The sequence below is a fragment of the Marinomonas sp. THO17 genome (assembly GCF_040436405.1).
Lineage (GTDB): Bacteria > Pseudomonadota > Gammaproteobacteria > Pseudomonadales > Marinomonadaceae > Marinomonas.
Genome location: NZ_AP031575.1, coordinates 3,038,599 through 3,059,135 on the forward strand (window position 1 = coordinate 3,038,599; position 20,537 = coordinate 3,059,135).

General features: G+C 43.3%; 17 protein-coding genes. 10 read left to right on the forward strand and 7 right to left on the reverse strand.

Annotated elements, in window-relative coordinates; genetic code table 11:
* The first annotated feature begins 8 nt into the window (after nt 1–8).
* From ABXS85_RS14495 to ABXS85_RS14515, 5 genes are all read left to right on the forward strand, one after another.
* A complete protein-coding gene (locus ABXS85_RS14495) occupies nt 9–1,124 on the forward strand; it encodes a branched-chain amino acid ABC transporter substrate-binding protein (RefSeq protein ID WP_353667234.1) in 1,116 nt (371 codons plus the stop codon).
* An 85-nt stretch (nt 1,125–1,209) separates the two neighbouring features.
* Complete coding sequence (locus tag ABXS85_RS14500; RefSeq protein ID WP_353667235.1) at nt 1,210–2,121, forward strand: branched-chain amino acid ABC transporter permease LivH; 912 nt, start codon at nt 1,210–1,212, stop codon at nt 2,119–2,121.
* Nucleotides 2,121–3,401, forward strand: a complete 1,281-nt coding sequence (livM, locus tag ABXS85_RS14505) for a high-affinity branched-chain amino acid ABC transporter permease LivM (protein ID WP_353667236.1) — start codon at nt 2,121–2,123, stop codon at nt 3,399–3,401. The genes ABXS85_RS14500 and livM overlap by 1 nt, the downstream gene beginning before the upstream one ends.
* A complete protein-coding gene (locus ABXS85_RS14510; protein WP_353667237.1) occupies nt 3,398–4,279 on the forward strand; it encodes an ATP-binding cassette domain-containing protein in 882 nt (293 codons plus the stop codon). Before livM ends, ABXS85_RS14510 begins: the two co-directional genes overlap by 4 nt.
* Nucleotides 4,276–4,989: an ABC transporter ATP-binding protein gene (locus tag ABXS85_RS14515; RefSeq protein ID WP_353667238.1), complete on the forward strand. Its 714-nt coding sequence runs from the start codon at nt 4,276–4,278 to the stop codon at nt 4,987–4,989. Before ABXS85_RS14510 ends, ABXS85_RS14515 begins: the two co-directional genes overlap by 4 nt.
* 130 nt (nt 4,990–5,119) lie before the next feature.
* Here the strand turns inward: ABXS85_RS14515 and ABXS85_RS14520 are convergent, their stop codons facing one another.
* The 5 genes from ABXS85_RS14520 to glnA all read right to left on the reverse strand — a co-directional run bounded on the left by ABXS85_RS14520 (nt 5,120) and on the right by glnA (nt 10,444).
* Nucleotides 5,120–5,677, reverse strand: a complete 558-nt coding sequence (locus ABXS85_RS14520; protein WP_353667239.1) for a Sua5/YciO/YrdC/YwlC family protein — start codon at nt 5,675–5,677, stop codon at nt 5,120–5,122.
* A gap of 115 nt (nt 5,678–5,792) precedes the next feature.
* The gene (locus ABXS85_RS14525; RefSeq protein WP_353667240.1) at nt 5,793–6,173 is read right to left on the reverse strand and encodes a DUF3461 family protein; all 381 of its coding nucleotides are present in this window, start codon (nt 6,171–6,173) and stop codon (nt 5,793–5,795) included.
* A gap of 146 nt (nt 6,174–6,319) precedes the next feature.
* Nucleotides 6,320–7,753, reverse strand: a complete 1,434-nt coding sequence (ntrC, locus tag ABXS85_RS14530; RefSeq protein ID WP_353667241.1) for a nitrogen regulation protein NR(I) — start codon at nt 7,751–7,753, stop codon at nt 6,320–6,322.
* Nucleotides 7,750–8,835, reverse strand: coding sequence for a nitrogen regulation protein NR(II) (glnL, locus tag ABXS85_RS14535; RefSeq protein WP_353667242.1), 1,086 nt, complete (start codon nt 8,833–8,835; stop codon nt 7,750–7,752). The genes ntrC and glnL overlap by 4 nt, the downstream gene beginning before the upstream one ends.
* A gap of 202 nt (nt 8,836–9,037) precedes the next feature.
* Nucleotides 9,038–10,444 (reverse strand): glutamate--ammonia ligase, encoded by a 1,407-nt coding sequence (gene glnA, locus ABXS85_RS14540; RefSeq protein ID WP_353667243.1) that lies wholly within the window; start codon nt 10,442–10,444, stop codon nt 9,038–9,040.
* Between the two features lie 335 nt (nt 10,445–10,779).
* On the opposite strand from glnA, the gene thiI reads away from it, so the two are divergent.
* From thiI to ABXS85_RS14565, 5 genes are all read left to right on the forward strand, one after another.
* Nucleotides 10,780–12,231, forward strand: coding sequence for a tRNA uracil 4-sulfurtransferase ThiI (gene thiI, locus ABXS85_RS14545; RefSeq protein ID WP_353667244.1), 1,452 nt, complete (start codon nt 10,780–10,782; stop codon nt 12,229–12,231).
* Nucleotides 12,232–12,556: 325 nt separating this feature from the next.
* On the forward strand, nt 12,557–14,905 hold the full coding sequence (locus ABXS85_RS14550; RefSeq protein ID WP_353667245.1) for a hypothetical protein: 2,349 nt from the start codon (nt 12,557–12,559) through the stop codon (nt 14,903–14,905).
* 376 nt (nt 14,906–15,281) lie between these two features.
* The gene (locus ABXS85_RS14555; RefSeq protein WP_353667246.1) at nt 15,282–15,530 is read left to right on the forward strand and encodes a type II toxin-antitoxin system Phd/YefM family antitoxin; all 249 of its coding nucleotides are present in this window, start codon (nt 15,282–15,284) and stop codon (nt 15,528–15,530) included.
* Between the two features lie 85 nt (nt 15,531–15,615).
* The gene (locus ABXS85_RS14560) at nt 15,616–16,740 is read left to right on the forward strand and encodes an AAA family ATPase (RefSeq protein ID WP_353667247.1); all 1,125 of its coding nucleotides are present in this window, start codon (nt 15,616–15,618) and stop codon (nt 16,738–16,740) included.
* Nucleotides 16,734–17,330: a DUF4276 family protein gene (locus tag ABXS85_RS14565; protein ID WP_353667248.1), complete on the forward strand. Its 597-nt coding sequence runs from the start codon at nt 16,734–16,736 to the stop codon at nt 17,328–17,330. The genes ABXS85_RS14560 and ABXS85_RS14565 overlap by 7 nt, the downstream gene beginning before the upstream one ends.
* 67 nt (nt 17,331–17,397) lie before the next feature.
* On the opposite strand, the gene modF is transcribed toward ABXS85_RS14565, so the two are convergent.
* Together modF and ilvC are read right to left on the reverse strand one after the other, a co-directional pair.
* Entirely contained in the window at nt 17,398–18,840 is a 1,443-nt protein-coding gene (gene modF, locus ABXS85_RS14570) for a molybdate ABC transporter ATP-binding protein ModF (RefSeq protein WP_353667249.1), read from the reverse strand.
* Between the two features lie 95 nt (nt 18,841–18,935).
* The gene (gene ilvC / locus ABXS85_RS14575) at nt 18,936–20,408 is read right to left on the reverse strand and encodes a ketol-acid reductoisomerase (RefSeq protein ID WP_353667250.1); all 1,473 of its coding nucleotides are present in this window, start codon (nt 20,406–20,408) and stop codon (nt 18,936–18,938) included.
* Nucleotides 20,409–20,537: the final 129 nt, after the last annotated feature.

The window sequence follows — 20,537 nt, forward strand, 5'->3', positions numbered from 1 at the left end:
CTCTTCTTATGTCAAATGCGGTAATTAGAAAAACATTGGTATCTCTTGCTGTTGCTGGTGCAGTAACGGTCGCACAAGCGGATGTTGTCATCGGTGTTGCGGGTCCTCATACGGGCGCCTACGCAGCCTTTGGTGCGCAGCTATGGAATGGTGCTTCTGCAGCAGCCCAAGCGATTAACGACGCAGGTGGTATCGATGGTGAAATGATTAAATTGGTTAAAGCTGACGATGCTTGTGAGCCAAAACAAGCAGTATCTGTCGCCAACCGTTTGGTGGATTCTGATGAAGCAATAGCTGTGGTTGGCCACTTCTGTTCATCTTCTTCTATACCCGCTTCTAACATTTATGAAGAAGCAGGTGTTCTTCAAGTAACTCCAGCGTCAACAAACCCAGGCTTCACTGATCGTGGTCTGCCAAATGTCTTCCGTGTTTGTGGTCGTGATGACCAGCAGGGTGACGTAGCTGCCAGCTATATTGTTGATACCTTAGCTGCGAAGAGAGTAGCCGTGATTCACGATAAAGATACATACGGCAAAGGCTTGGCGGACGCTATGAAGAAAACACTAAACTCATACGGTGTAAAAGAAGTGCTGTATGAAGGTTTGACCCGTGGCGAGAAAGACTTTAATGCCTTGGTGACGAAAATCCGTTCAGTAGACGCAGATGTAGTTTATTTCGGTGGTTTGCATTCTGAAGCAGGTCCATTAGTTCGTCAGCTTCGTGAGCAAGGTTCAAAAGCCGTATTTATCTCAGGTGACGGTATCGTATCTGATGAATTTGTATCGGTAGCTGGTTCGCCTAAGTACGTTGATGGCGTATTGATGACATTTGGTGCAGATCCAACCTCTTATGCCGCGGGCAAAAGCGTTGTTGAAAAGTTCCGTGCTGAGGGTATCGAGCCAGAAGGTTACGTAATGTATTCTTACGCAGCGATGCAAGTTGTTGCAGAAGCACTTAAACAGACTGATCTTGATCCTGTAAAAGCGGCTGACTGGTTGCATGGTAACAAGGTTGAAACGGTAATGGGAACCAAGTCTTTCGATGAGAAAGGGGATTTGTTGGTGTCTGATTATGTAATGTACGAGTGGGACGATAAAGGCAAATACAGCATGCTAGACATGTAATATAATTCCACTTTCTAAAAAATCATGGACTGGCTAACATCGCCGGTCCATGTGCCTTTCTGTTTATGTTCCCAAGAGGTTTTTGATGGATATCATTCTCCAGCAACTGGTCAATGGACTTTCCCTTGGCTCTGTTTACGGGCTAATTGCAATTGGGTACACCATGGTTTATGGGATCATTGGTATGATCAACTTCGCTCACGGCGATGTGTACATGGTGTCCGCTTATGTTACGGCAATTGCGATTGCTTTACTTTCTTTCTTCGGTATTGAGTCTTTCCCAGTTGTAATTCTAGGTACACTCATTTTCACTATTTTTGTCACAGGCGTTTACGGCTGGGTGATTGAGCGCGTTGCTTATCGTCCTTTGCGTGGCTCCAGTCGTTTATCTATTCTGATTTCTGCAATTGGTATGTCCTTGATCTTGCAGAACTATGTACAGCTAAGCCAAGGCGCGAAACAGCAAGGTGTGCCGACCTTGTTGTCTGGTGCTATCCGTTTCGAAGTGGGTGATGGTTTTGTACAGTTAACCTACATGAAGTTGTTTATTTTATGTGCTTCCTTTATTGGTATGGGAGTACTTACTTACATCATTCAAAAAACTAAGTTGGGGCGCATGTGTCGTGCGACACAACAAGATCCGAAAATGGCGTCGATATTGGGTATTGATACCGACAAAATTATTTCAACGGTATTTGTTATCGGTGCCACCATGGCTGCACTAGCGGGCGTTTTAGTGACGCTTGATTACGGTGGTTTCGATTTTTATGTTGGTTTTATTATTGGTATTAAAGCCTTCACTGCTGCAGTATTAGGTGGTATTGGTTCACTTCCAGGAGCCATGTTAGGGGGTATTATTTTAGGTCTGTCGGAAGCTTTATTCGCAGGCTTAATTAGCTCAGATTATAAAGATGTGTTCTCTTTCTCTTTGTTGGTGATCATTCTGATCTTCCGCCCAAGTGGTCTGTTGGGCAAACCTGAAGTGGAGAAAGTGTGATGAGCCAAACAATGACGAACATTGATTATAAAAAAAGCATCATTGATGCCGTGATTGCTGGTCTGTTGGCACTCATTGTGTTCGGCCCAATCGTTGGTATTGTGTTAGATGGATATGATTTTAATGCTGAACCGCAACGCCTGATCGGCATTATTGCCGTGGTAATGGCAGGGCGTTTTGTGGCATCTGTGTTTTTTCAGACGCCTAAAGGAGCGGCCTTCCTCTATAAGCACAGCTCGAAAGATGATGGTGTTCACGTTTTAGCTGCGGATCATAAGTCTAAGCTGCGTTGGATTATTCCTCTCACTATAGTGATTGCTCTATTAGTGCCATTTGTTGCGTCAAAATACATTTTGACCGTGGTGATTCTGGGACTTATTTATGTCTTGTTGGGGCTGGGCCTTAACATAGTGGTTGGTCTTGCTGGCCTATTGGATTTGGGTTTTGTTGGCTTTTACGCCATTGGTGCTTATGGCTTGGCCTTAGGTTATGAGTATTTGGGCTTAGGCTTTTGGTCTATGTTGCCCATTGCTGCCATCATTGCCGCAATATTTGGTGCTATCTTGGGTTTCCCAGTATTGCGTATGCATGGTGATTATTTGGCGATTGTCACCTTAGGCTTTGGTGAGATCATACGTTTAGTATTAACCAACTGGACGGAAGTCACTCAAGGGCCTAATGGTATGAACGCACCATTGCCTTCTTTCTTTGGTATGGAATTTAAGCGTCGTGCTAGTGAAGGTCATGTGCCATTCCATGAATTTTTCGGCATTCCTTACAGCTCAGCTTATAAATACATTTTCATTTATTTGGTCTTGCTGCTCGTTGTGCTAGGCGTTCTGTATGTGAAAAAACGTTTAACCAAAATGCCAATTGGTCGTGCATGGGAAGCTTTACGTGAAGACGAAATTGCGTGTCGCTCATTGGGGTTAAACCATGTATTGGTAAAACTGTCAGCCTTCATGATAGGGGCATCTACTGGTGGTTTAGCCGGCGTATTTTTTGCGACTTATCAGGGCTTTGTTAACCCTTCTTCCTTCACTTTCTTTGAGTCGGCATTGATACTGGCAATTGTGGTATTGGGAGGTATGGGCTCGACTTTAGGTGTGGTGATTGCAGCCTTTGTTTTGACTGTTGCACCCGAGCTGTTACGAGAGTTTGCGGACTACCGAGTATTGGCTTTCGGTATGCTAATGGTATTAATGATGATTTGGAAACCTCGTGGTCTTGTACGTATGACTCGTACTGGTGTAGAGCAGCGTGAGGGGAATGTGAAATGAGCCAAGACAGTATCTTAAAAGTAGACAATTTGGTCATGCATTTTGGTGGTATTAAGGCCCTAAATGACATTGACTTTGAAATTAAACGTGGCTCGGTTTCGGCATTGATTGGTCCAAATGGCGCAGGTAAAACCACAGTATTTAACTGCTTAACCGGCTTCTATAAAGCGACTGGTGGCAGCATAATGTTGAACGCTGGTGGCAAGACAACCAGTGTGATTCAAGTCTTGGGTGAACCCTTCCAGGGATCTGACTTTATTAACCCTATTGCGTTTGTAAAACGTCTTAAATATAAGATGTTTGGTGGTTCGCACTTGGTGAATCGTGCAGGTTTATCGCGTACCTTCCAGAACATCCGCTTGTTTAAAGAAATGTCAGTGGTTGAGAACCTATTGGTTGCACAGCATATGCGTGTTAATCGCAGTTTGATCGCTGGTATTTTTAACACTAAAGCATTTAAAGAGTCTGAAGAAGAAGCTTTGGAGCGCGCTTTTTATTGGCTTGGTGTGGTGGATCTAAAAGACTTTGCTAACCGTTTGGCAGGCGAGTTGTCATACGGCCAGCAGCGACGTTTGGAAATTGCTCGGGCGATGTGTACTAATCCAGAGATTGTTTGTTTGGATGAGCCTGCGGCCGGCCTAAACCCTTCTGAAACGGAAGCCTTGACCAAGATGATTCGAGTCTTGCGTGATGAGCACAATACAACCGTATTGCTCATTGAGCACGATATGGGCATGGTCATGAACATCTCTGACTACATTGTGGTATTAGACCACGGTGAAGTAATTGCAAAAGGCGGTCCTGATGACATTAAGTCGAATCCAAAAGTGATTGCGGCTTACTTGGGAGCGGAAGAAGGTGAAGAGGTGACGTTATGAGCAGCTTAATGGAATTTAAAGAGGTTGATGTTCATTACGGTCCCATTCAAGCTCTAAAAAAAGTCTCTTTGTCGGTGAATGAAGGGGAAATAGTGACTCTGATTGGCGCAAATGGGGCGGGTAAATCGACCTTGCTGATGTCGATCTTTGGTCAGCCTAGAATATCATCGGGTGAGATTATTTATCGTGGTGAAGACATTTCTAAGAAATCGGCTCACTATGTAGCGTCCCATGGTTTGGCACAATCGCCAGAAGGCCGTCGTATCTTTCCTGGTATGACAGTAGAAGAGAACCTGTTAATGGGCACCATTCCAATTGGAATGGAGCACGCAGAAGAAGACATGCGTAAGATGTTTGATCTCTTTCCTCGACTAGAGGAACGTCGCAACCAGCGAGCTTCTACTATGTCAGGTGGTGAGCAACAAATGCTTGCCATTGCCCGCGCTTTAATGAGTCGCCCTAAGCTTTTGCTGCTGGATGAGCCAAGTTTGGGTCTGGCACCTATTATTGTTAAGCAGATCTTTGAGATTCTAAAAGATGTGGCCAGCACTGGTATGACCATTTTCCTAGTAGAGCAAAATGCAAACCACGCATTGAAGCTTGCTGATCGAGGTTATGTGATGGTCAATGGTGAGATTCGTATGACGGGTACTGGCGATGAGTTACTAGTGAACCCAGAAGTTCGTGATGCTTACCTAGGTGGTCATTAAACTGCTTATCTTATATTAGGGTTTTAAATAAAAACGCAACGGCGACTTGTTATTCACAACTCGCCGTTTTTTTATCTTTGTGCATAAGTTTTTGAGTTTTCAACAGAAATATCAATATATAGCTTTATTATCAAGCGCGAAACAATTCGCCTGTTAGTATGTCTTTCACTTGAGAAGGTTGAGCAGCTTCACCTAATGGTGCGTTATAAATGGCGTCAAGCTGATCACCAAAGTAGTTTATAACTTGCTCTGCGCTTAGGGCAGGATCAAGGCCTGCAGGGTTCGCAGAAGTGGAAACAATGGCGTCACCAAATGCCTGACATAATGCTTTAACCGGCGGATGTTGGCTAAGACGAATAGCCACGCTGGCATGTTGTCCTCGTACCCAACTTGGTGTGATGTCGGTATCCGGTACTACCCAAGAAGTAGGACGCTTGGTTTTATTGAGTAAACGTTGGGCAGCTTCTGTGGGTAATGTATCTGCCCATGTTTGTAAATGATCCGCTTGACCGGTAATTAAGATAAGTCCTTTGGCTTCAGGACGAGATTTGAGTGTCAAAATTCGTTTTACCGCCATTTCATTGAATGGGTCGCAACCTAATCCCCACACTGCTTCTGTAGGGTAGGCAATAACACCACCATTGTGCAAAATAATGGCAAGTTCATTTGTGGAGCTAATGAATTTCATAGCAGGCCAAAATACCATGTAGGGTTGAACAAAAAATAGGCCGGCAATTGTAGCGAGAAAAATGGCAAGGAACCAGTGTTGGCTGACACAGGTGTGTCAGCCAACGGCAGAGAAATTATGGCATAGCGTCGATTTTTTCTTTGATTTCGCTGATCTTGCTGTTAACGACTTTTTCTAAGTGCTCAAGTTCTTTGATCAGATCTTCTTTGGTGGCTTTGCTTTGATGTTGTTTGCCGACGATTTGCTCTAGTTCTTCCATGGCTCTTAATACAATCAGTGAAGGTTCTTGCACTTGGCGATAGGTTTGTTGTCCGCCATCAGCCAATACCGTTTTAGTAGAGCGACCGAACTTGAATTTCTTACTCTTTGGTAGTAAAGATCCTTTTTCGCGACGGTAATAAATTTTCAGTACGTCATGGCCAGATTCATATCGTAGAGTGAATTTCTCAATGTCTTGAAAGCTGGTAACGCCCATTGACTGAAGAGTTGGATACATAAGTGTGTTCCCTTTATTAGTGTTCGAATCTCATCCGTAATTAGTAGGGGATTGACGCAGGAAAAGCAAGTCAAAAATGCACAGATAAACAGAAGATGCCAGTTACCTTGATGTAACCGGCAGTTTTTTGCGACAGGATTGATCCTTTATTCTTCGTCTTGTTCTGCGTGATCGATGTTGAGCTCTTTTATTTTGCGTGTCAGGGTGTTGCGTCCCCAACCCAGTAGTAAAGAAGCATCGCGACGGCGACCGCCAGTATGCGCCAAAGCAGTTTCAATCATAATGCGTTCAAACTTGGGCACGGCTTGATCGAGAATGCCTTTTTGTCCCGTTGCCAGGGTGCTGTCTACCCAGTTTTTTAACGCTTCTTCCCAAGATGAGAAAGGTTGTTCATTTGGCACTGCGGTTAATAGCTCAGGCGGCAGATCCTCTACCAATACTTCACGGCCAGAGGCCATGACAATTAGCCAGCGGCAAGTATTTTCTAATTGACGTACGTTACCTGGCCAATCTAGCTGAGTTAGGTAGTTTTCTGTTTCTTTAGTAAGTTGTTTGGGCTCTACAGACAATTCTTCTGCAGCACGATTTAAGAAATGACGTGCTAGTTTTGGAATGTCTTCGCGACGTTCAGACAGCTTGGGTAAGTGGATACGAATGACGTTTAAACGGTGAAATAAATCCTCACGGAACGAACCTTTTTGCACCAGACTTTCCAAATCTTGGTGGGTTGCCGCTATGATGCGTACGTCGACTTTTACAGGCGTGTGACCACCAACACGATAAAATTCACCATCGGCTAATACACGTAATAGACGAGTTTGTGTCTCCGCAGGCATATCACCTATCTCGTCTAGAAAAAGCGTACCACCATTGGCTTGTTCAAAACGACCACGGCGTTGCGTATTGGCACCAGTAAAGGCGCCTTTTTCATGACCGAATAACTCAGACTCGATTAAGTCGTGGGGAATCGCTGCCATATTAAGGGCAATGAAAGGATTTGCGGCCCGCGGACTGTGAGTATGCAATGCCTGCGCGACCAGTTCTTTACCCGTTCCAGATTCACCATTAATAAGCACGGTAATGTTCGAGTTGGCAAGGCGGCCAATAGCGCGAAAAACTTCCTGCATCGCAGGGGCTTCACCGATGATTTCTTTATCGACTTGCTGCTCCACTTCTTGTTCCATGTCGTCGGTACTGGGCATGGCATTTTTATGGTGCAGCATGGCGCGTTTTACTAAGCTTACCGCTTCCTCAACGTCAAAAGGTTTGGGCAAATATTCAAAGGCACCACCTTGATATGATGCCACCGCACTTTCTAAGTCGGAATGGGCGGTCATAATGATGACAGGCAAATAAGGGTAGTCGTTTTGCAATTTTTCTAATAATTTTAAACCGTCCATACCTGGCATTCGGATATCACTGATAATGGCGTTGGGCTGCTCTTTATCTATCATGTGTACTAGGTTTTCAGCGGAATCAAACAAGCGGCACTGAATGCCTTCTTGTTCCAGGGTTTTTTCTAGAACCCAGCGAATGGAACGGTCATCGTCGACAATCCATACGGTTTCTTCAGTTGTCATAACGCTTTCTCCTGTTCTAGGACTGTCGTCTCAATGGGAATCAAAATATTGAATTCTGTGTGTTTTGGCTCACTGTTACATTCCACTATGCCTTGATGTTGGTTAATAACAGATTGTGCAATAGAAAGGCCAAGTCCAGTGCCATCGGCACGGCCGCTGACCATAGGATAAAATAGGGTGTTTAAAATGTGCTCGGGAATGCCTGGGCCATTATCCACTATACTGATTTTACATACTAAGCGGTGACGCTTTGAACCAATGGTAAATTGACGAAGTGTACGTGTAACAATGTGAATGGTTTTGTCTTGATTGTTTTCATCTGCCATCAGTGCTTGCATGGCATTTCGGGTAATATTAAGTAAGGCCTGAATAAGCTGTGATTCATCACCGATAAGATCGGGGATACTTGGATCATAGTCGCGAATGAGATGAATTTGATTGTCGGTTTCGACGGAAATCAATTGTCGAACCCGTTCAATGACTTTGTGAATATTCAGTGCTTTATTTTTGGGCAATTGACGTGGACCAAGTAATCGATCGACTAAGTCTCGCAGGCGATCCGATTCTTCAATGATGACTTGAGTATAATCTTTTAAAGCTTCATCGCTAAAGGCACGACTAATTAGCTGAGCTGCACCACGAATGCCACCTAATGGGTTTTTAATTTCATGAGCCAAACCACGCACTAACTCCTTGCTGCTTTCGTGGTTGGCAATGATCTCATCTTCTTTTGAAATACGCTTCATTCGATCTCTTGGGTAGAGTTCAATAATCAGGCTTTCGGTAAAGTTTGAAGAGCCCATCACCGGAGTCACTGTATAGTCACAGAAGAGCTTTTTGCCATTGCTGCACTCAATTTCAGCTTCACGTTTGGTAAAAGGATGGCCGGACTCAATGGCAGAATGAAGTGCTTCAATGCTTTCTTCACCTTCGCGGAATGCGGCACTTAAATCATTGCCATAAATTCGACGGCGACTGACTGCCAAAAGCATTTCCGCCGCTGGATTTAGATATTCGATTTCTAATGTATTGTTAAGCTCAACAACGGCAGTTGATAAGTGATCTATAAGTAGGTTGTACACTGCATTCGCCTCTCTTCTGACGTTTAATTAACTGCAAAAAACGAACCAACATTGGGCAAATTAAAAGCGCTTGTTTTTCAAGAGTCTCATTTTTTTATGAAAAGTGTTTTGCACTATTATAGCGCATGAAAAAAGTGTTGTTTTTTTTAGTGCAAAAAAAAGCCCCGAACTGTGTCGGGGCTTTTTTGATGTTTAGTATGACTTAAACACTGTAGTAAAGATCGAACTCTACTGGGTGAGTGGTCATGTTCACACGCTCAACTTCTTCAGACTTAAGATCGATGTAAGCGTCGATCATCTCATCAGAGAATACACCGCCTTCTGTTAGGAATGCGCGGTCATCAGATAGACACTGAAGCGCTTCTTCTAGGCTACCAGCAACGGTTGGGATGGCAGCAGCTTCTTCAGCAGGAAGATCGTAAAGGTCTTTGTCTGCAGCGTCACCAGGGTGAATTTTGTTTTTGATACCGTCAAGGCCAGCCATCAACATAGCAGCGAAAGCTAGGTATGGGTTCGCAGTTGGATCAGGGAAACGTGCTTCGATACGTTTTGCTTTCGGGCTTGCTACGTATGGAATACGGATAGAAGCAGAACGGTTACGAGCAGAGTAAGCTAGCATTACAGGTGCTTCGAAACCTGGAACAAGACGCTTGTAAGAGTTGGTAGAAGCGTTAGCAAAAGCATTGATTGCTTTAGCGTGCTTGATGATACCACCAATGTAGAATAAAGCTGTCTCAGATAGACCAGCGTACTGATCGCCAGAGAATTGGTTTACACCGTCTTTCCAGAAAGATTGGTGAACGTGCATACCAGAACCGTTATCACCTACGATTGGTTTAGGCATGAAGGTCGCTGTTTTGCCGAAAGCGTGAGCAACATTATGTACACAGTACTTCAATACTTGTACTTCGTCAGCTTTCTTAACAAGTGTGTTGAACTTAACACCGATTTCATTTTGACCAGAAGTGGCTACTTCGTGGTGGTGAACTTCCACTTCAAGCCCCATAGTTTCCATTGCGCCACACATTGCAGAGCGAAGGTCATGATGAGAATCAACTGGAGGTACTGGGAAGTAACCGCCTTTAACACGAGGACGGTGACCCATGTTGCCACCTTCAATTTTTTTGCCAGAAGACCAAGCAGCTTCTTCTGCATTGATTTCAACTGAACAACCTGACATGTCTGCTTTCCAGCGAACATCGTCAAATACGAAGAATTCTGGCTCAGGACCGAAGAAAGCTGTGTCACCCAAACCAGTCGATTTTAGATATTCTTCTGCACGTAGGGCAACAGAACGAGGATCACGATCATAACCTTGCATTGTAGAAGGCTCGATGATGTTACAACGGATGATAACAGTTGGCTCTTCAGTGAAAGGATCAATCAAAGCGGTATCATCTTGTGGCATCATGATCATGTCTGATTCGTTAATGCCTTTCCAGCCAGCGATGGAAGAACCATCAAACATCTGACCATTTTCAAAAAACTCTTCATCTACAGAAGATGCTGGAATAGATACGTGTTGCTCTTTACCTTTAAAGTCAGTAAAACGAAGGTCAACCCACTTCGCGTCATGCTCGGCAATCAAGGCAAGGGTCTTGTTTGACATAGTTTTTCTCCAGTCGTAGTTTTAAAGCTTTCATAGCTTTTCGTTTGATAGTGCTTCAAAGCAAAGCACAATTTCCCCAATATAAAGCACAACTTGTGCCAGAAGTTTGTGCGATCAAAAAAAATCATAAAAAACATAGGGATAAACAAACTGTATAAAAATTGTGCACAGAAGTGTGACCCATAAAAACACACAAAAATGACAAAATGCACCAATTAGTTTCAATATTCCTTTCTATGTTTCTTTTTGGTGCAAATATTAAATTTTCGTATCTGGATGCTTTTCTTTATAATGCGCTCTCTTTTTAACCAGCTAATACGAAACGCACATTTTTTATGAAATTTATTGTTAAGTTCTTCCCCGAAATCACCATCAAAAGCCGTCCTGTTCGAAAAGCTTTTATTAAACAACTTCGTCATAATCTCAAGCTGGTGTTAAAGAAACATGACACAGATGTTGTAGTGGCAGGTAACTGGGATTTCATTGAAGTTTTATCCGAAAAAGATGAACTACGAGAAGACTTTACCTATGTGCTTTCCCGTGTGGCTGGTATTGCACATTTTCAGTACGTACGTGAGTTTCCGCTTACCACTCTTGATGCCATTGTTGATCAAGCCTTAGAGTCCTATGGCGATGTATTAAAAGACGCTATTTTTGCTGTGCGTGTTAAGCGCGTTGGTCAGCATGAGTTTTCATCTGTAGAGGCGGAGCGTTATATTGGCGGTTGCTTGAAAGCCAAAAGTGGTGCTCAAGCAGTGCGTTTGAAGAAGCCTGACGTGTTAGTGCCCATCGATATTCGTGACGATCGAGTCTGGTTGATAGAGCAACGTGTTGAAGGTCTAGGAGGCTATCCTTTAGGCTCTCAAGATTCTGTATTGTCTTTAATTTCAGGTGGTTATGATTCAACCGTGAGTTCGTATTTGACCATGAGTCGTGGTTTAAAGACACATTTTTGTTTCTTTAACTTAGGTGGCGATGCTCATGAAATTGGTGTTAAGCAAGTATCCAACTTTATTTGGGAAAAATACGGCTCAGCATTGAATGTGAAATTCATCACCATTCCATTTGAAGCTGTGGTGGGTGAAATACTGACCAAAGTCGATAACTCTGAAATGGGTGTTATTCTAAAACGTATGATGTTAAGAGCCGCTTCTCAAATAATGGAAGGCGTTGGCGCAAAAGCATTAGTAACCGGGGAGAGTATCGCACAGGTGTCCAGTCAAACCCTGGTTAATTTAAAAGTGATTGATCAGGTGACAGACGAGTTGGTCATTCGACCATTGATGACCACCAATAAACAAGAAATCATAGATAAAGCCATTGAAATAGGCACGGCACCATTCGCCGCTAGCATGCCAGAATTTTGTGGTGTGATTTCTGTGAAGCCGACCACGCGTGCCAAAATGCATCGTATTGAGCGTGAAGAAGCCAAATTTGACTTCGCCGTGTTAGAAAAGGCCATTGAAGACGCTAAGGTGATATCGATCCAAAATGTGATGGACGATGTAGAGAAGCAATATCAAGGTGAAGTGCCAGTCGTGCGTATGCCGGTTGGTGATGAAGTCATCATCGACATTCGTCACCCTGATGAGGCCGAACGAAAACCCCTTAAAGTAAGTGGTCGTCCTGTCAAAGCCATTCCTTTCTTTGCTTTAGAATCGGGTTGGGCCGACATGCCAGCCGAAACCACGCATTTGTTGTATTGTGGTAAAGGTGTGATGAGCCGAATCCATGCCTCTTATTTGTTAGGTAAAGGCTACAGCAATGTAGGAATTTACTTGCCTTAACCTTATTTTAGGCAAAGTCTGTATGAGGCAAAAAGCCAACTCTTTTGAGTTGGCTTTTTTGTTGGCATGAACTTAATGATTCTTTTGCAGGGTGAGGTGATTTGCTATGCCGTTAATCTTGTCCTCGGCATGATGGTTCACGTAAAGCGCAGTGGTGTGTTGGCTGACGCATATTTTTTCGATTAAGGCCAATTCAAGATACTGGGTACAAATCACTTTCCTAAATCCTCCTTTAATTCTCGCGTTTTTCCCTGAGTTTAGCGCCATGAAAAGCGATACGCTTTTTAACTACTGGAAAAAAGCCAACCATTAAAGGAGCAATCTGATGCCAAATAATCCCCTTCAAGGCAGGGCAGATCCGAGTGATAAGTCGTCTGCAAATCCTATCACTGCTGTCAGACAAATTGCCAAAGGAGCCTCATCAGGACAACTATTGGGTGAACAACTATTAATTCGTTATGGTAAGGCCAATAATATTGACAATCCAACAAGCATTACTCAACAGCAAATCCTTGATACTTTTATCGTTACTGGCTTGGATTTTGTCGGCCAGACCTCTCATGGATACGGTGCCAAAGGCGTGGGTGTTGGTATCGATTTTGGTGTCGATATTGGCAAAGCGGTACTGCCCGGATTCGTCACTGCCGGTGCTAATGTTAATTTGACTGCATCGGGTGCGAGCGAAGTGTTGGTCGCTTTGACCCGTCAACCTTGTGAACTGAATGTCCATCCCATCTGTTTGATGACTGCCAAAGGCAAACTATGGGAAGGAGAATTGGGTATTGGCGCATCGATTGGATTGATAGCTTCCGCCTCAATCAATGCTTCGGGCCAGTCCAGTACTATGATGACTAGTGATGAGGAAGGTGACCGACAAAAAAAAGATGCACAGCAGCAGTTTGGTACTTATGGCACGTTAGCATTAGAGCAAATTGCTTTAGAGGCTTCCGCTAGTATTGGGGCAGAAGCTAATGCCAAGTATCACGGCGAATTAATGATGCTACGAGACCCTTACCCTTCTTGGTATAACAGTGTAAGAGATCCTGCGCTAGAGGAAATTTTCTATGAACTGGTTGACTATGGTAGTAAAAAAGGCAGCAAGTCGAGGATCAAACAATTTTTTGAGCGAGAAAGTAAAACGATAGGGCCATTGTTTAAAGAGTTAAGTTTCTGGCAAAACATTCAAAAATCCATCACAGGTGGCGATATTTCGTTTAATCAACTACTAGAGAGTTTATCCGATGCCAGCGAATGGCTACTGCGCATTCAGGCTATCAACGCACGTGATAAGCAGGAAATCATCTCGACGTTAAACCAACTATCCAGCCAAATAAAAGAACAAAAGGAAAAAAACTGGTTTGTGCGGCGTTTTGATAAGACTGAAAAGCGCGAAGTAAAAATAGCCGCGCTGCAGTATTTTGAGGATCAAGGCTTTAACCTCTTGTTGCCCGAAAAAGGATTAAGTGGCTATCCGAGTTTAGTAAGCTGGCAAAAAGCCATTTCCTGGATACAAGAAGCTTTAGCTTTAGATGCATCAAAACTTAATGAATTACTTGGTGAAGTTATTCATCACCAAAAAGTCATCGCCTACTTCAAAAATAAGCCAGCATCCTCAACGACGGTGCCAGTCCCAGCTTATTCATTCAGGCGTAATCATCTATGTTTTGTTAATCTATGGGGGCATGCTGCAGCGGCAGGAGCGGGGGCTAAAATAGCACTTTCTGGTACGGCTACCCCAGCTTTGTCGCTGGCCAGCAATGCAGGAGTAAGTGTCAGCGGCGAGAAAAAATGGACGAGCTATCGCCTTCAACAATTTGAAGTGTCTCCTACTAAAAACGAAGAGCAGATCGATGAGCGTATTTTTACTCAGGACAGCTGCATTACTTATTCTCAAGCAGCCATCAAAGGAGAGGCGGCATTAAAAATTTCTTTGGTGGGTATGGACCCGGTGAAGAAACTCTCTGGTAAATCGGCTGAAGTTTCCAAAGATAAAGTCTTGGTCAATACCTTGGGATATCATTCTGCACAGTTCACTTGGCAGCCAGTACTAAAAGCGACAGAAGTCAATTTGGAAGAGGGGACAGGACTAACATACGGCTATTCCATTACAGTGGCAAACCTAAACAAGATCATTGCGAACGCACCTGGTAGTGACAAGTTGTTGAATACCCTTGCTGACTTATTGCGCGTATCGACAACCGATTTGCTTACTGTTATCACAGCTGGAAAATGGATTACAAAAAGCGAGCTACCAGCTCCAGTATTATTGTTAGAAAGCACGTTTGCGGTAGGTGAAGGTTCAAGTGCTCGTGTTAACTGGGGTGAACATCTTGAACCACAGCTTTGTGAACACGCGCGTAGCCAACTAATTGAACGCACGAGCGCGGCAATTGAAGCGGATAAGAGTTTGTCTGCTGACGAGAAAAAATGCCTACAAACGATTCGCTTCCGCTATAGAATTGCGGATGTTTTAGACGACAGTAACTCCTTCAAATTAGGTATTCCAGTCGGTATATTCAATGTGGGAATAGAGCTTAATGCGGTTGCACGAGCTGGCGCTTTCGGTATCGTCGATTTACACACTCATTGGTTTGGAAAAGATTCGGAATCCTTAAACCGTAAAGCCAATTATCCGGCTAAAAGCGTTCCAACTACAACATTATTGCATCAATAATAAAAAGAGAGTTTAAGTAAGTTACTTGTTAAGTAAGTTGTTGAGAGTTCCACCTATTCTTCTTAAGTATTGGCTCTCAATATCACCTTATAATCGTTAAGTTTAATTTTGTGCTTGAAGCCAACTCTTTTGAGTTGGCTTTTTGGTTTTATAAGGTAAGGTTAGCTAATGCCAAATAATTGTCTATTCCTGTGATTTTGTCTTTCGTGTGATGGTAAACATACCGATATAAATCTTTATTAAACCCTCTTTGCAGAAGACACTTTAGCTACCACGGAGAATGAATCTTTTGAGGCAGTTAAAAATGATTTGCTTGATAAATGATCAGCTGAAAATTAAAATGACCTTTTATTAGGTCGATTAAAGGTGCTTTAAAATGACTTCTAGAATTCTTTCCGACGTGGCTGCAAGCATTACGGAATTTAAAGCCAATCCGATGAAAGTTGCCGCAAGTGCTCATGGTAAAGCCGTTGCGGTATTAAATCGAAATGAACCTGCGTTTTACTGTGTCCCTGCTGAAACTTATGAAGCCTTAATGGATAAATTGGAAGATATGGAACTGGTTGCAATCACGAAGGAACGCGCAGATGAAGAAAGTATTTCAGTCAGCATTACTGACTTATAATTTTAGTCCTAGCTCAATTGAATCGTGTCAGTCATGATCTCTTGGTATACTGTGGCTTATATTGAATGCAGTTTGTAGGTGTACAATGACGGATAACCAGAGCACACACTTAGAGCGTGTCGTGATTAAAGGTTTCAAATCTATCAAAGAGATGGATTTAGAAATGAAGCCCATCAATATTGTCATTGGAGCGAATGGCTCGGGCAAGTCTAATTTTATTTCCTTATTTACTTTCTTACGAACTTTGTCAGAAGGGAAATTACAGACTTATGTTGAAAAAAATGGTTTCGCAAATGCATTTTTCCACTTTGGCTCTAAAACCACACCTCAAATCGAAATTGATATAAATGTCGGGCAAAATGGATATCATGCAAAATTCAGCCACGGAACAAATGATGACAATTTAGTTTTTCAGAAAGAGTTTTGTACTTACATTGGGTCAGGTAAGCACTTTGATATTAAAGGCCAAAAGGGAGAAAGTGGTCTTCTACCTGGGTCTGCTGCTGATAGCTCATATGTTAGAAAGTATACTCGTCAATATTTGGACAGATGCCGTGTTTATCATTTCCACGATACAAGCCCAACAGCTTCATTCAAAAAAGCATCCTCTTTAGAATCTATAGATTACTTACATCATGATGCTGGTAATTTAGCCGCATTCTTATATGAGTTGAAAAATAGTGATGAGAGTCATGATTTCTACAAAAGCTATCGGGATATAGTGGATGCTATACAAACGGTAGCGCCTTATTTCCACGATTTTTATCTTGAGCCGCGGGGCAACGAAGGAGAAGAAAAAGTGTTGTTACGGTGGATTCATCGTGATCATGATGAACCTTTTTCTGCGAATCAACTTTCTGATGGTACTGCGCGTTTTATTTGTATGGCTACTCTCTTTCTACAACCTAAGGTACTTAGGCCTGAGTCTATTATTCTCGATGAGCCAGAGCTTGGCTTGCATCCTGCTGCTTTAGAGGTATTAGCCGATATAGTTAAAGCAACGGCGAAAGAAAACCAAGTTATCTGCTCAACTCAGTCAGTCACCTTTGCTAACCAGTTTAATCCAGAAGATTTTATTGTGGTAGATCAGGAAAAGGGCGCATCAACGTTTAAACGGGTTGATGAGGCGGCTCTAAAAGATTGGTTAGAAGATTACTCCATGGGAGATATTTGGTCTAAAAATATTATTGGAGGGCGACCTGAATGGTAAGAATAGGGATATCAGTTGAAGGCTCCACGGAAGAACGATTTGTAAAAAGGGTTTTAGGTCAATATTTAGCAACGAAAGGTATCTATATGACGCCGATCTCAATGGGTGGAGATGTAAATGTTGAACGTGCTAAAAATGAGTTGAAAAAGATTGCTAATAATTTTGATTTTGTTACTACGCTGTATGATTTTTATGGATTCAAAAAAAGATTAGATGGTGAAAGTAAAGAAGACTTAGAGAACAGACTAATGGACTCTGCCCATGAAGCTATAAGATCTAAATTTATTCCATATGTACAAATGTATGAATTTGAAGGTCTTTTATTTTCCTGTCCAGAATCTATGGAAAGAGGTTTAAATGAAAGCGGTGTTCAACAATGGTGTCAGAATGTTTTAGCCGAGTTTAATGATAATCCAGAAAGTATCAATAACTCTGTAGAAACCGCGCCTTCTAAGCGTTTGTTAAAACATACAAAATATAGAAAAACGACACATGGACCCAATATCGCGGCTGAAATCGGCATTCCTAAAATGAGAGAAATGTGCATAGGCTTCCATGAATGGCTATGTAAAATCGAGAATCTTGTATAATGAATGCTGATAAAAAAGCCAACTCATTGGTGTTGGGTTAGCTTTTGTGTTTCTGGGAGACGTAAACCTAGTTATTCTTCTTCAATTCTAAATAGTTCTCTATCCCTTTGATCTTATCTTCCGCATGATGGTTCACGTAGAGCACAGTGGTGTGTTGGCTGGCGCATATTTTTTCGATCAAGGCCAATACCAGTTGGCGATTCATCTCATCCAGCCCTAAACAAGGTTCGTCGAGAATTAAAAGCGGTGGGTGTTTGACCATAGCGCGTGCGATCAATAACAAGCGTTGATCACCATAGGACAATTTATTGAAGGGGTGATCGCCTCTATCGCTCATACCCATTAAGGCCAACCACTGGTCGGCAATGGCTTTTTGTTTGTCACTCGGTTTGCTGTACATACCGATGCTGTCGTAAAAGCCCGAAATAATCACATTGCGACAACTGGTACTAACACGGTATTCCCACTGTAGAGCGGTCGATACATAACCAATAAACTGCTTGATTTGCCAAATGCTTTCGCCATTACCGCGCTGGAAACCAAATACAAAGATATCATTCACATAACATTGCGGATGGTCGCCAGTGATAAGCGATAACAAGCCCGTTTTGCCACTGCCATTTGGACCGCTTAATTGCCAATGTTGCCCAGCTTCGATGATCCAATTGAGGTTCTCCAAGATACCGATATCACCATAGCGAATGTTAACTTGCTTTAGGCGTACCAGAGGATCTTGCGGGTTCAGGGCGGGTATGTCTAAGCTTGGGTCGGTTGGGGGAATGGTAAGTTCCGTGGTTTTTAGATGAATCAATTGTTGCAGTTCGGTTAATGCAGTTTCATCACGGCGGTCTAAGGTCAAGCTGAGCTGACCTTGATGCTGATCTTGTTTGCTCATGTAAGCTACATGAGTAATAAAGTCGGGCATTTCATCAAAACGATTCAATACCAGTACCATAGGTGTGCTGTCGACAATGGACGTCAGGTGCGCTTGCAGCAGGGTGAGTGTAGCGGCGTCTAAACCATCAAACGGCTCGTCTAATATCAATAGATCTGGCTTGCTGCATAGGGCGCGAATCAGCAGGACTTTGCGGGTCTCCCCAGTGGAAAGTTTGCGAAAAGCCCGATCTTGTAAATGATTTAGAGCAAACTTATCGATCAGCTCTTTTGCCAAGGTCTCATCCTGGCAATCTTCAAAGAGGATCTCATGCACGGGAGTACCTTCTGAGATCACGTCCATGATGTCGGCATCGTCTTTTTTTAATTCGCGGGCAATGAGTTCGGCTTGTGCTTCAAAAGAGACTAAGGCAGGACGTTTCGGACGACCCTCCAATTGGCCGCTTTTTACCTCACCCATACCTGCAAGCAAGGCCGCCAAAGCGGATTTACCCGAGCCGTTGGCTCCCGTGATGACCCAATGCTGGTCACTAGAGAGTTGCCAGTTGAGCTTGTTCAGGGTAAAGCTTTCATCGAAATCCACGGTCAATTGGGTGAGACGAATGTCCGTCGCCATAGTAATCTTCCTCAAGTATCAAGGCTCATGCTAAAAACAAAAAAGCCGAGATGTTTTTCTATCTCGGCTTTTGATTAGAAGTTGCCTAATATGAATTAAACGATTTTCTTCATATCAGCCATGTGGCCACGTAGAACTTTACCTATGGCTTCTACTGGGTGGCTACGCAATGCTTCGTTTACCTCGATTAGACGAGCGTTGTCTACGCCATTGTCGTCAGACTCAAGACCTTTACCTATTACGTCAGTCTTAATGCCTTTCATGAAATCACCTAGTAGCGGTAGGCAAGCGTGGTTGTATAGGTAACAACCGTATTCCGCAGTATCAGAGATAGTCGCGTTCATTTCGTAAAGTTTCTTACGAGCGATGGTGTTGGCGATCAGCGGCGTTTCGTGTAGAGACTCGTAGTAAGCAGACTCAGCGATGATACCAGCAGCCGTCATGGTTTCGAATGCCAGCTCAACACCTGCTTTCACCATAGCAACCATTAAGATACCTTTATCGAAGAACTCTTGCTCAGAGATTTCAACGTCACCCGCTGGCGTTTTTTCGAAGTTAGTCTCAGCGGTTTCTGCACGCCAACCTAGTAGGTTTTTGTCGTCGTTGGCCCAGTCTTCCATCATCACACGAGAGAATGTACCGTTGATGATGTCGTCTTGGTGCTTGTTGTAAAGCGGACGCATGATGACTTTAAGCTCTTCAGAAAGATCGAATGCTTTGATCTTAGCTGGGTTAGATAGACGATCTAGCATGTTCGTCACGCCGCCATATTTAAGAGCTTCTGTGATGGTTTCCCAACCGTATTGGATCAACTTAGAGGCGTAGCCTGGGTCGATACCTTCTTCAACCATTTTGTCGAAGCAAAGGATAGAACCCGTTTGCAACATACCACAAAGGATAGTTTGCTCACCCATAAGGTCAGATTTCACTTCAGCGATGAAAGAAGACATTAGAACGCCTGCTTTGTGACCGCCAGTACCCACAGCGTAAGCTTTTGCTAGGGCAAGACCTTCGCCTTTAGGATCGTTGTCTTCGTGAACCGCGATAAGCGTTGGTACACCGAAACCACGCACGTATTCAGCACGTACCTCAGAACCTGGGCATTTAGGTGCAACCATGATGACAGTTAGGTCGTCACGGATCTGCATGCCTTCTTCAACTATGTTGAAACCGTGAGAGTAAGATAGGCAAGCACCTTGTTTCATAAGCGGCATAACGGCCTTCACTACAGAGGTGTGTTGCTTATCTGGGGTCAGGTTCAATACCACATCAGCGGTTGGAATTAGCTCTTCGTAAGTACCTACAACGAAGCCGTTTTCAGTGGCATTTTTCCAAGACTGGCGCTTTTCAGCGATAGCTGCTTCGCGTAGTGCATAAGAGACATCTAGTCCAGAATCGCGTAGGTTCAAGCCTTGGTTAAGACCTTGAGCACCACAACCTATGACAACCAGTTTTTTGCCTTTAAGGGCTTCAACACCGTCTGCAAATTCAGAACGGTCCATGAAACGACATTTGCCTAGTTGTTCTAGTTGCTCGCGTAGCGGCAAGGTATTGAAGTAGTTGGCCATGATAAGCATTTCCTAATTTTGAAAGTGGAATCAATGATAAAAACACATTGAATAGATTGTTCGTGTTACCCGAGTCATTATCTCTTGGTAACCAATGGGGGCTACTTTAGTGAAGTTTTTTTCTTTCGT

Excerpts from the sequence above, each read along its gene's own strand:
- ABXS85_RS14495 (WP_353667234.1), top strand. The coding sequence starts at position 9 with ATGTCAAATGCGGTAATTAGAAAAACATTGGTATCTCTTGCTGTTGCT.
- ABXS85_RS14500 (WP_353667235.1), top strand. The coding sequence starts at position 1,210 with ATGGATATCATTCTCCAGCAACTGGTCAATGGACTTTCCCTTGGCTCT.
- livM (WP_353667236.1), top strand. The coding sequence starts at position 2,121 with ATGAGCCAAACAATGACGAACATTGATTATAAAAAAAGCATCATTGAT.
- ABXS85_RS14510 (WP_353667237.1), top strand. The coding sequence starts at position 3,398 with ATGAGCCAAGACAGTATCTTAAAAGTAGACAATTTGGTCATGCATTTT.
- ABXS85_RS14515 (WP_353667238.1), top strand. The coding sequence starts at position 4,276 with ATGAGCAGCTTAATGGAATTTAAAGAGGTTGATGTTCATTACGGTCCC.
- ABXS85_RS14520 (WP_353667239.1), bottom strand. The coding sequence starts at position 5,677 with ATGAAATTCATTAGCTCCACAAATGAACTTGCCATTATTTTGCACAAT.
- ABXS85_RS14525 (WP_353667240.1), bottom strand. The coding sequence starts at position 6,173 with ATGTATCCAACTCTTCAGTCAATGGGCGTTACCAGCTTTCAAGACATT.
- ntrC (WP_353667241.1), bottom strand. The coding sequence starts at position 7,753 with ATGACAACTGAAGAAACCGTATGGATTGTCGACGATGACCGTTCCATT.
- glnA (WP_353667243.1), bottom strand. The coding sequence starts at position 10,444 with ATGTCAAACAAGACCCTTGCCTTGATTGCCGAGCATGACGCGAAGTGG.
- thiI (WP_353667244.1), top strand. The coding sequence starts at position 10,780 with ATGAAATTTATTGTTAAGTTCTTCCCCGAAATCACCATCAAAAGCCGT.
- ABXS85_RS14550 (WP_353667245.1), top strand. The coding sequence starts at position 12,557 with ATGCCAAATAATCCCCTTCAAGGCAGGGCAGATCCGAGTGATAAGTCG.
- ABXS85_RS14555 (WP_353667246.1), top strand. The coding sequence starts at position 15,282 with ATGACTTCTAGAATTCTTTCCGACGTGGCTGCAAGCATTACGGAATTT.
- ABXS85_RS14560 (WP_353667247.1), top strand. The coding sequence starts at position 15,616 with ATGACGGATAACCAGAGCACACACTTAGAGCGTGTCGTGATTAAAGGT.
- ABXS85_RS14565 (WP_353667248.1), top strand. The coding sequence starts at position 16,734 with ATGGTAAGAATAGGGATATCAGTTGAAGGCTCCACGGAAGAACGATTT.
- modF (WP_353667249.1), bottom strand. The coding sequence starts at position 18,840 with ATGGCGACGGACATTCGTCTCACCCAATTGACCGTGGATTTCGATGAA.
- ilvC (WP_353667250.1), bottom strand. The coding sequence starts at position 20,408 with ATGGCCAACTACTTCAATACCTTGCCGCTACGCGAGCAACTAGAACAA.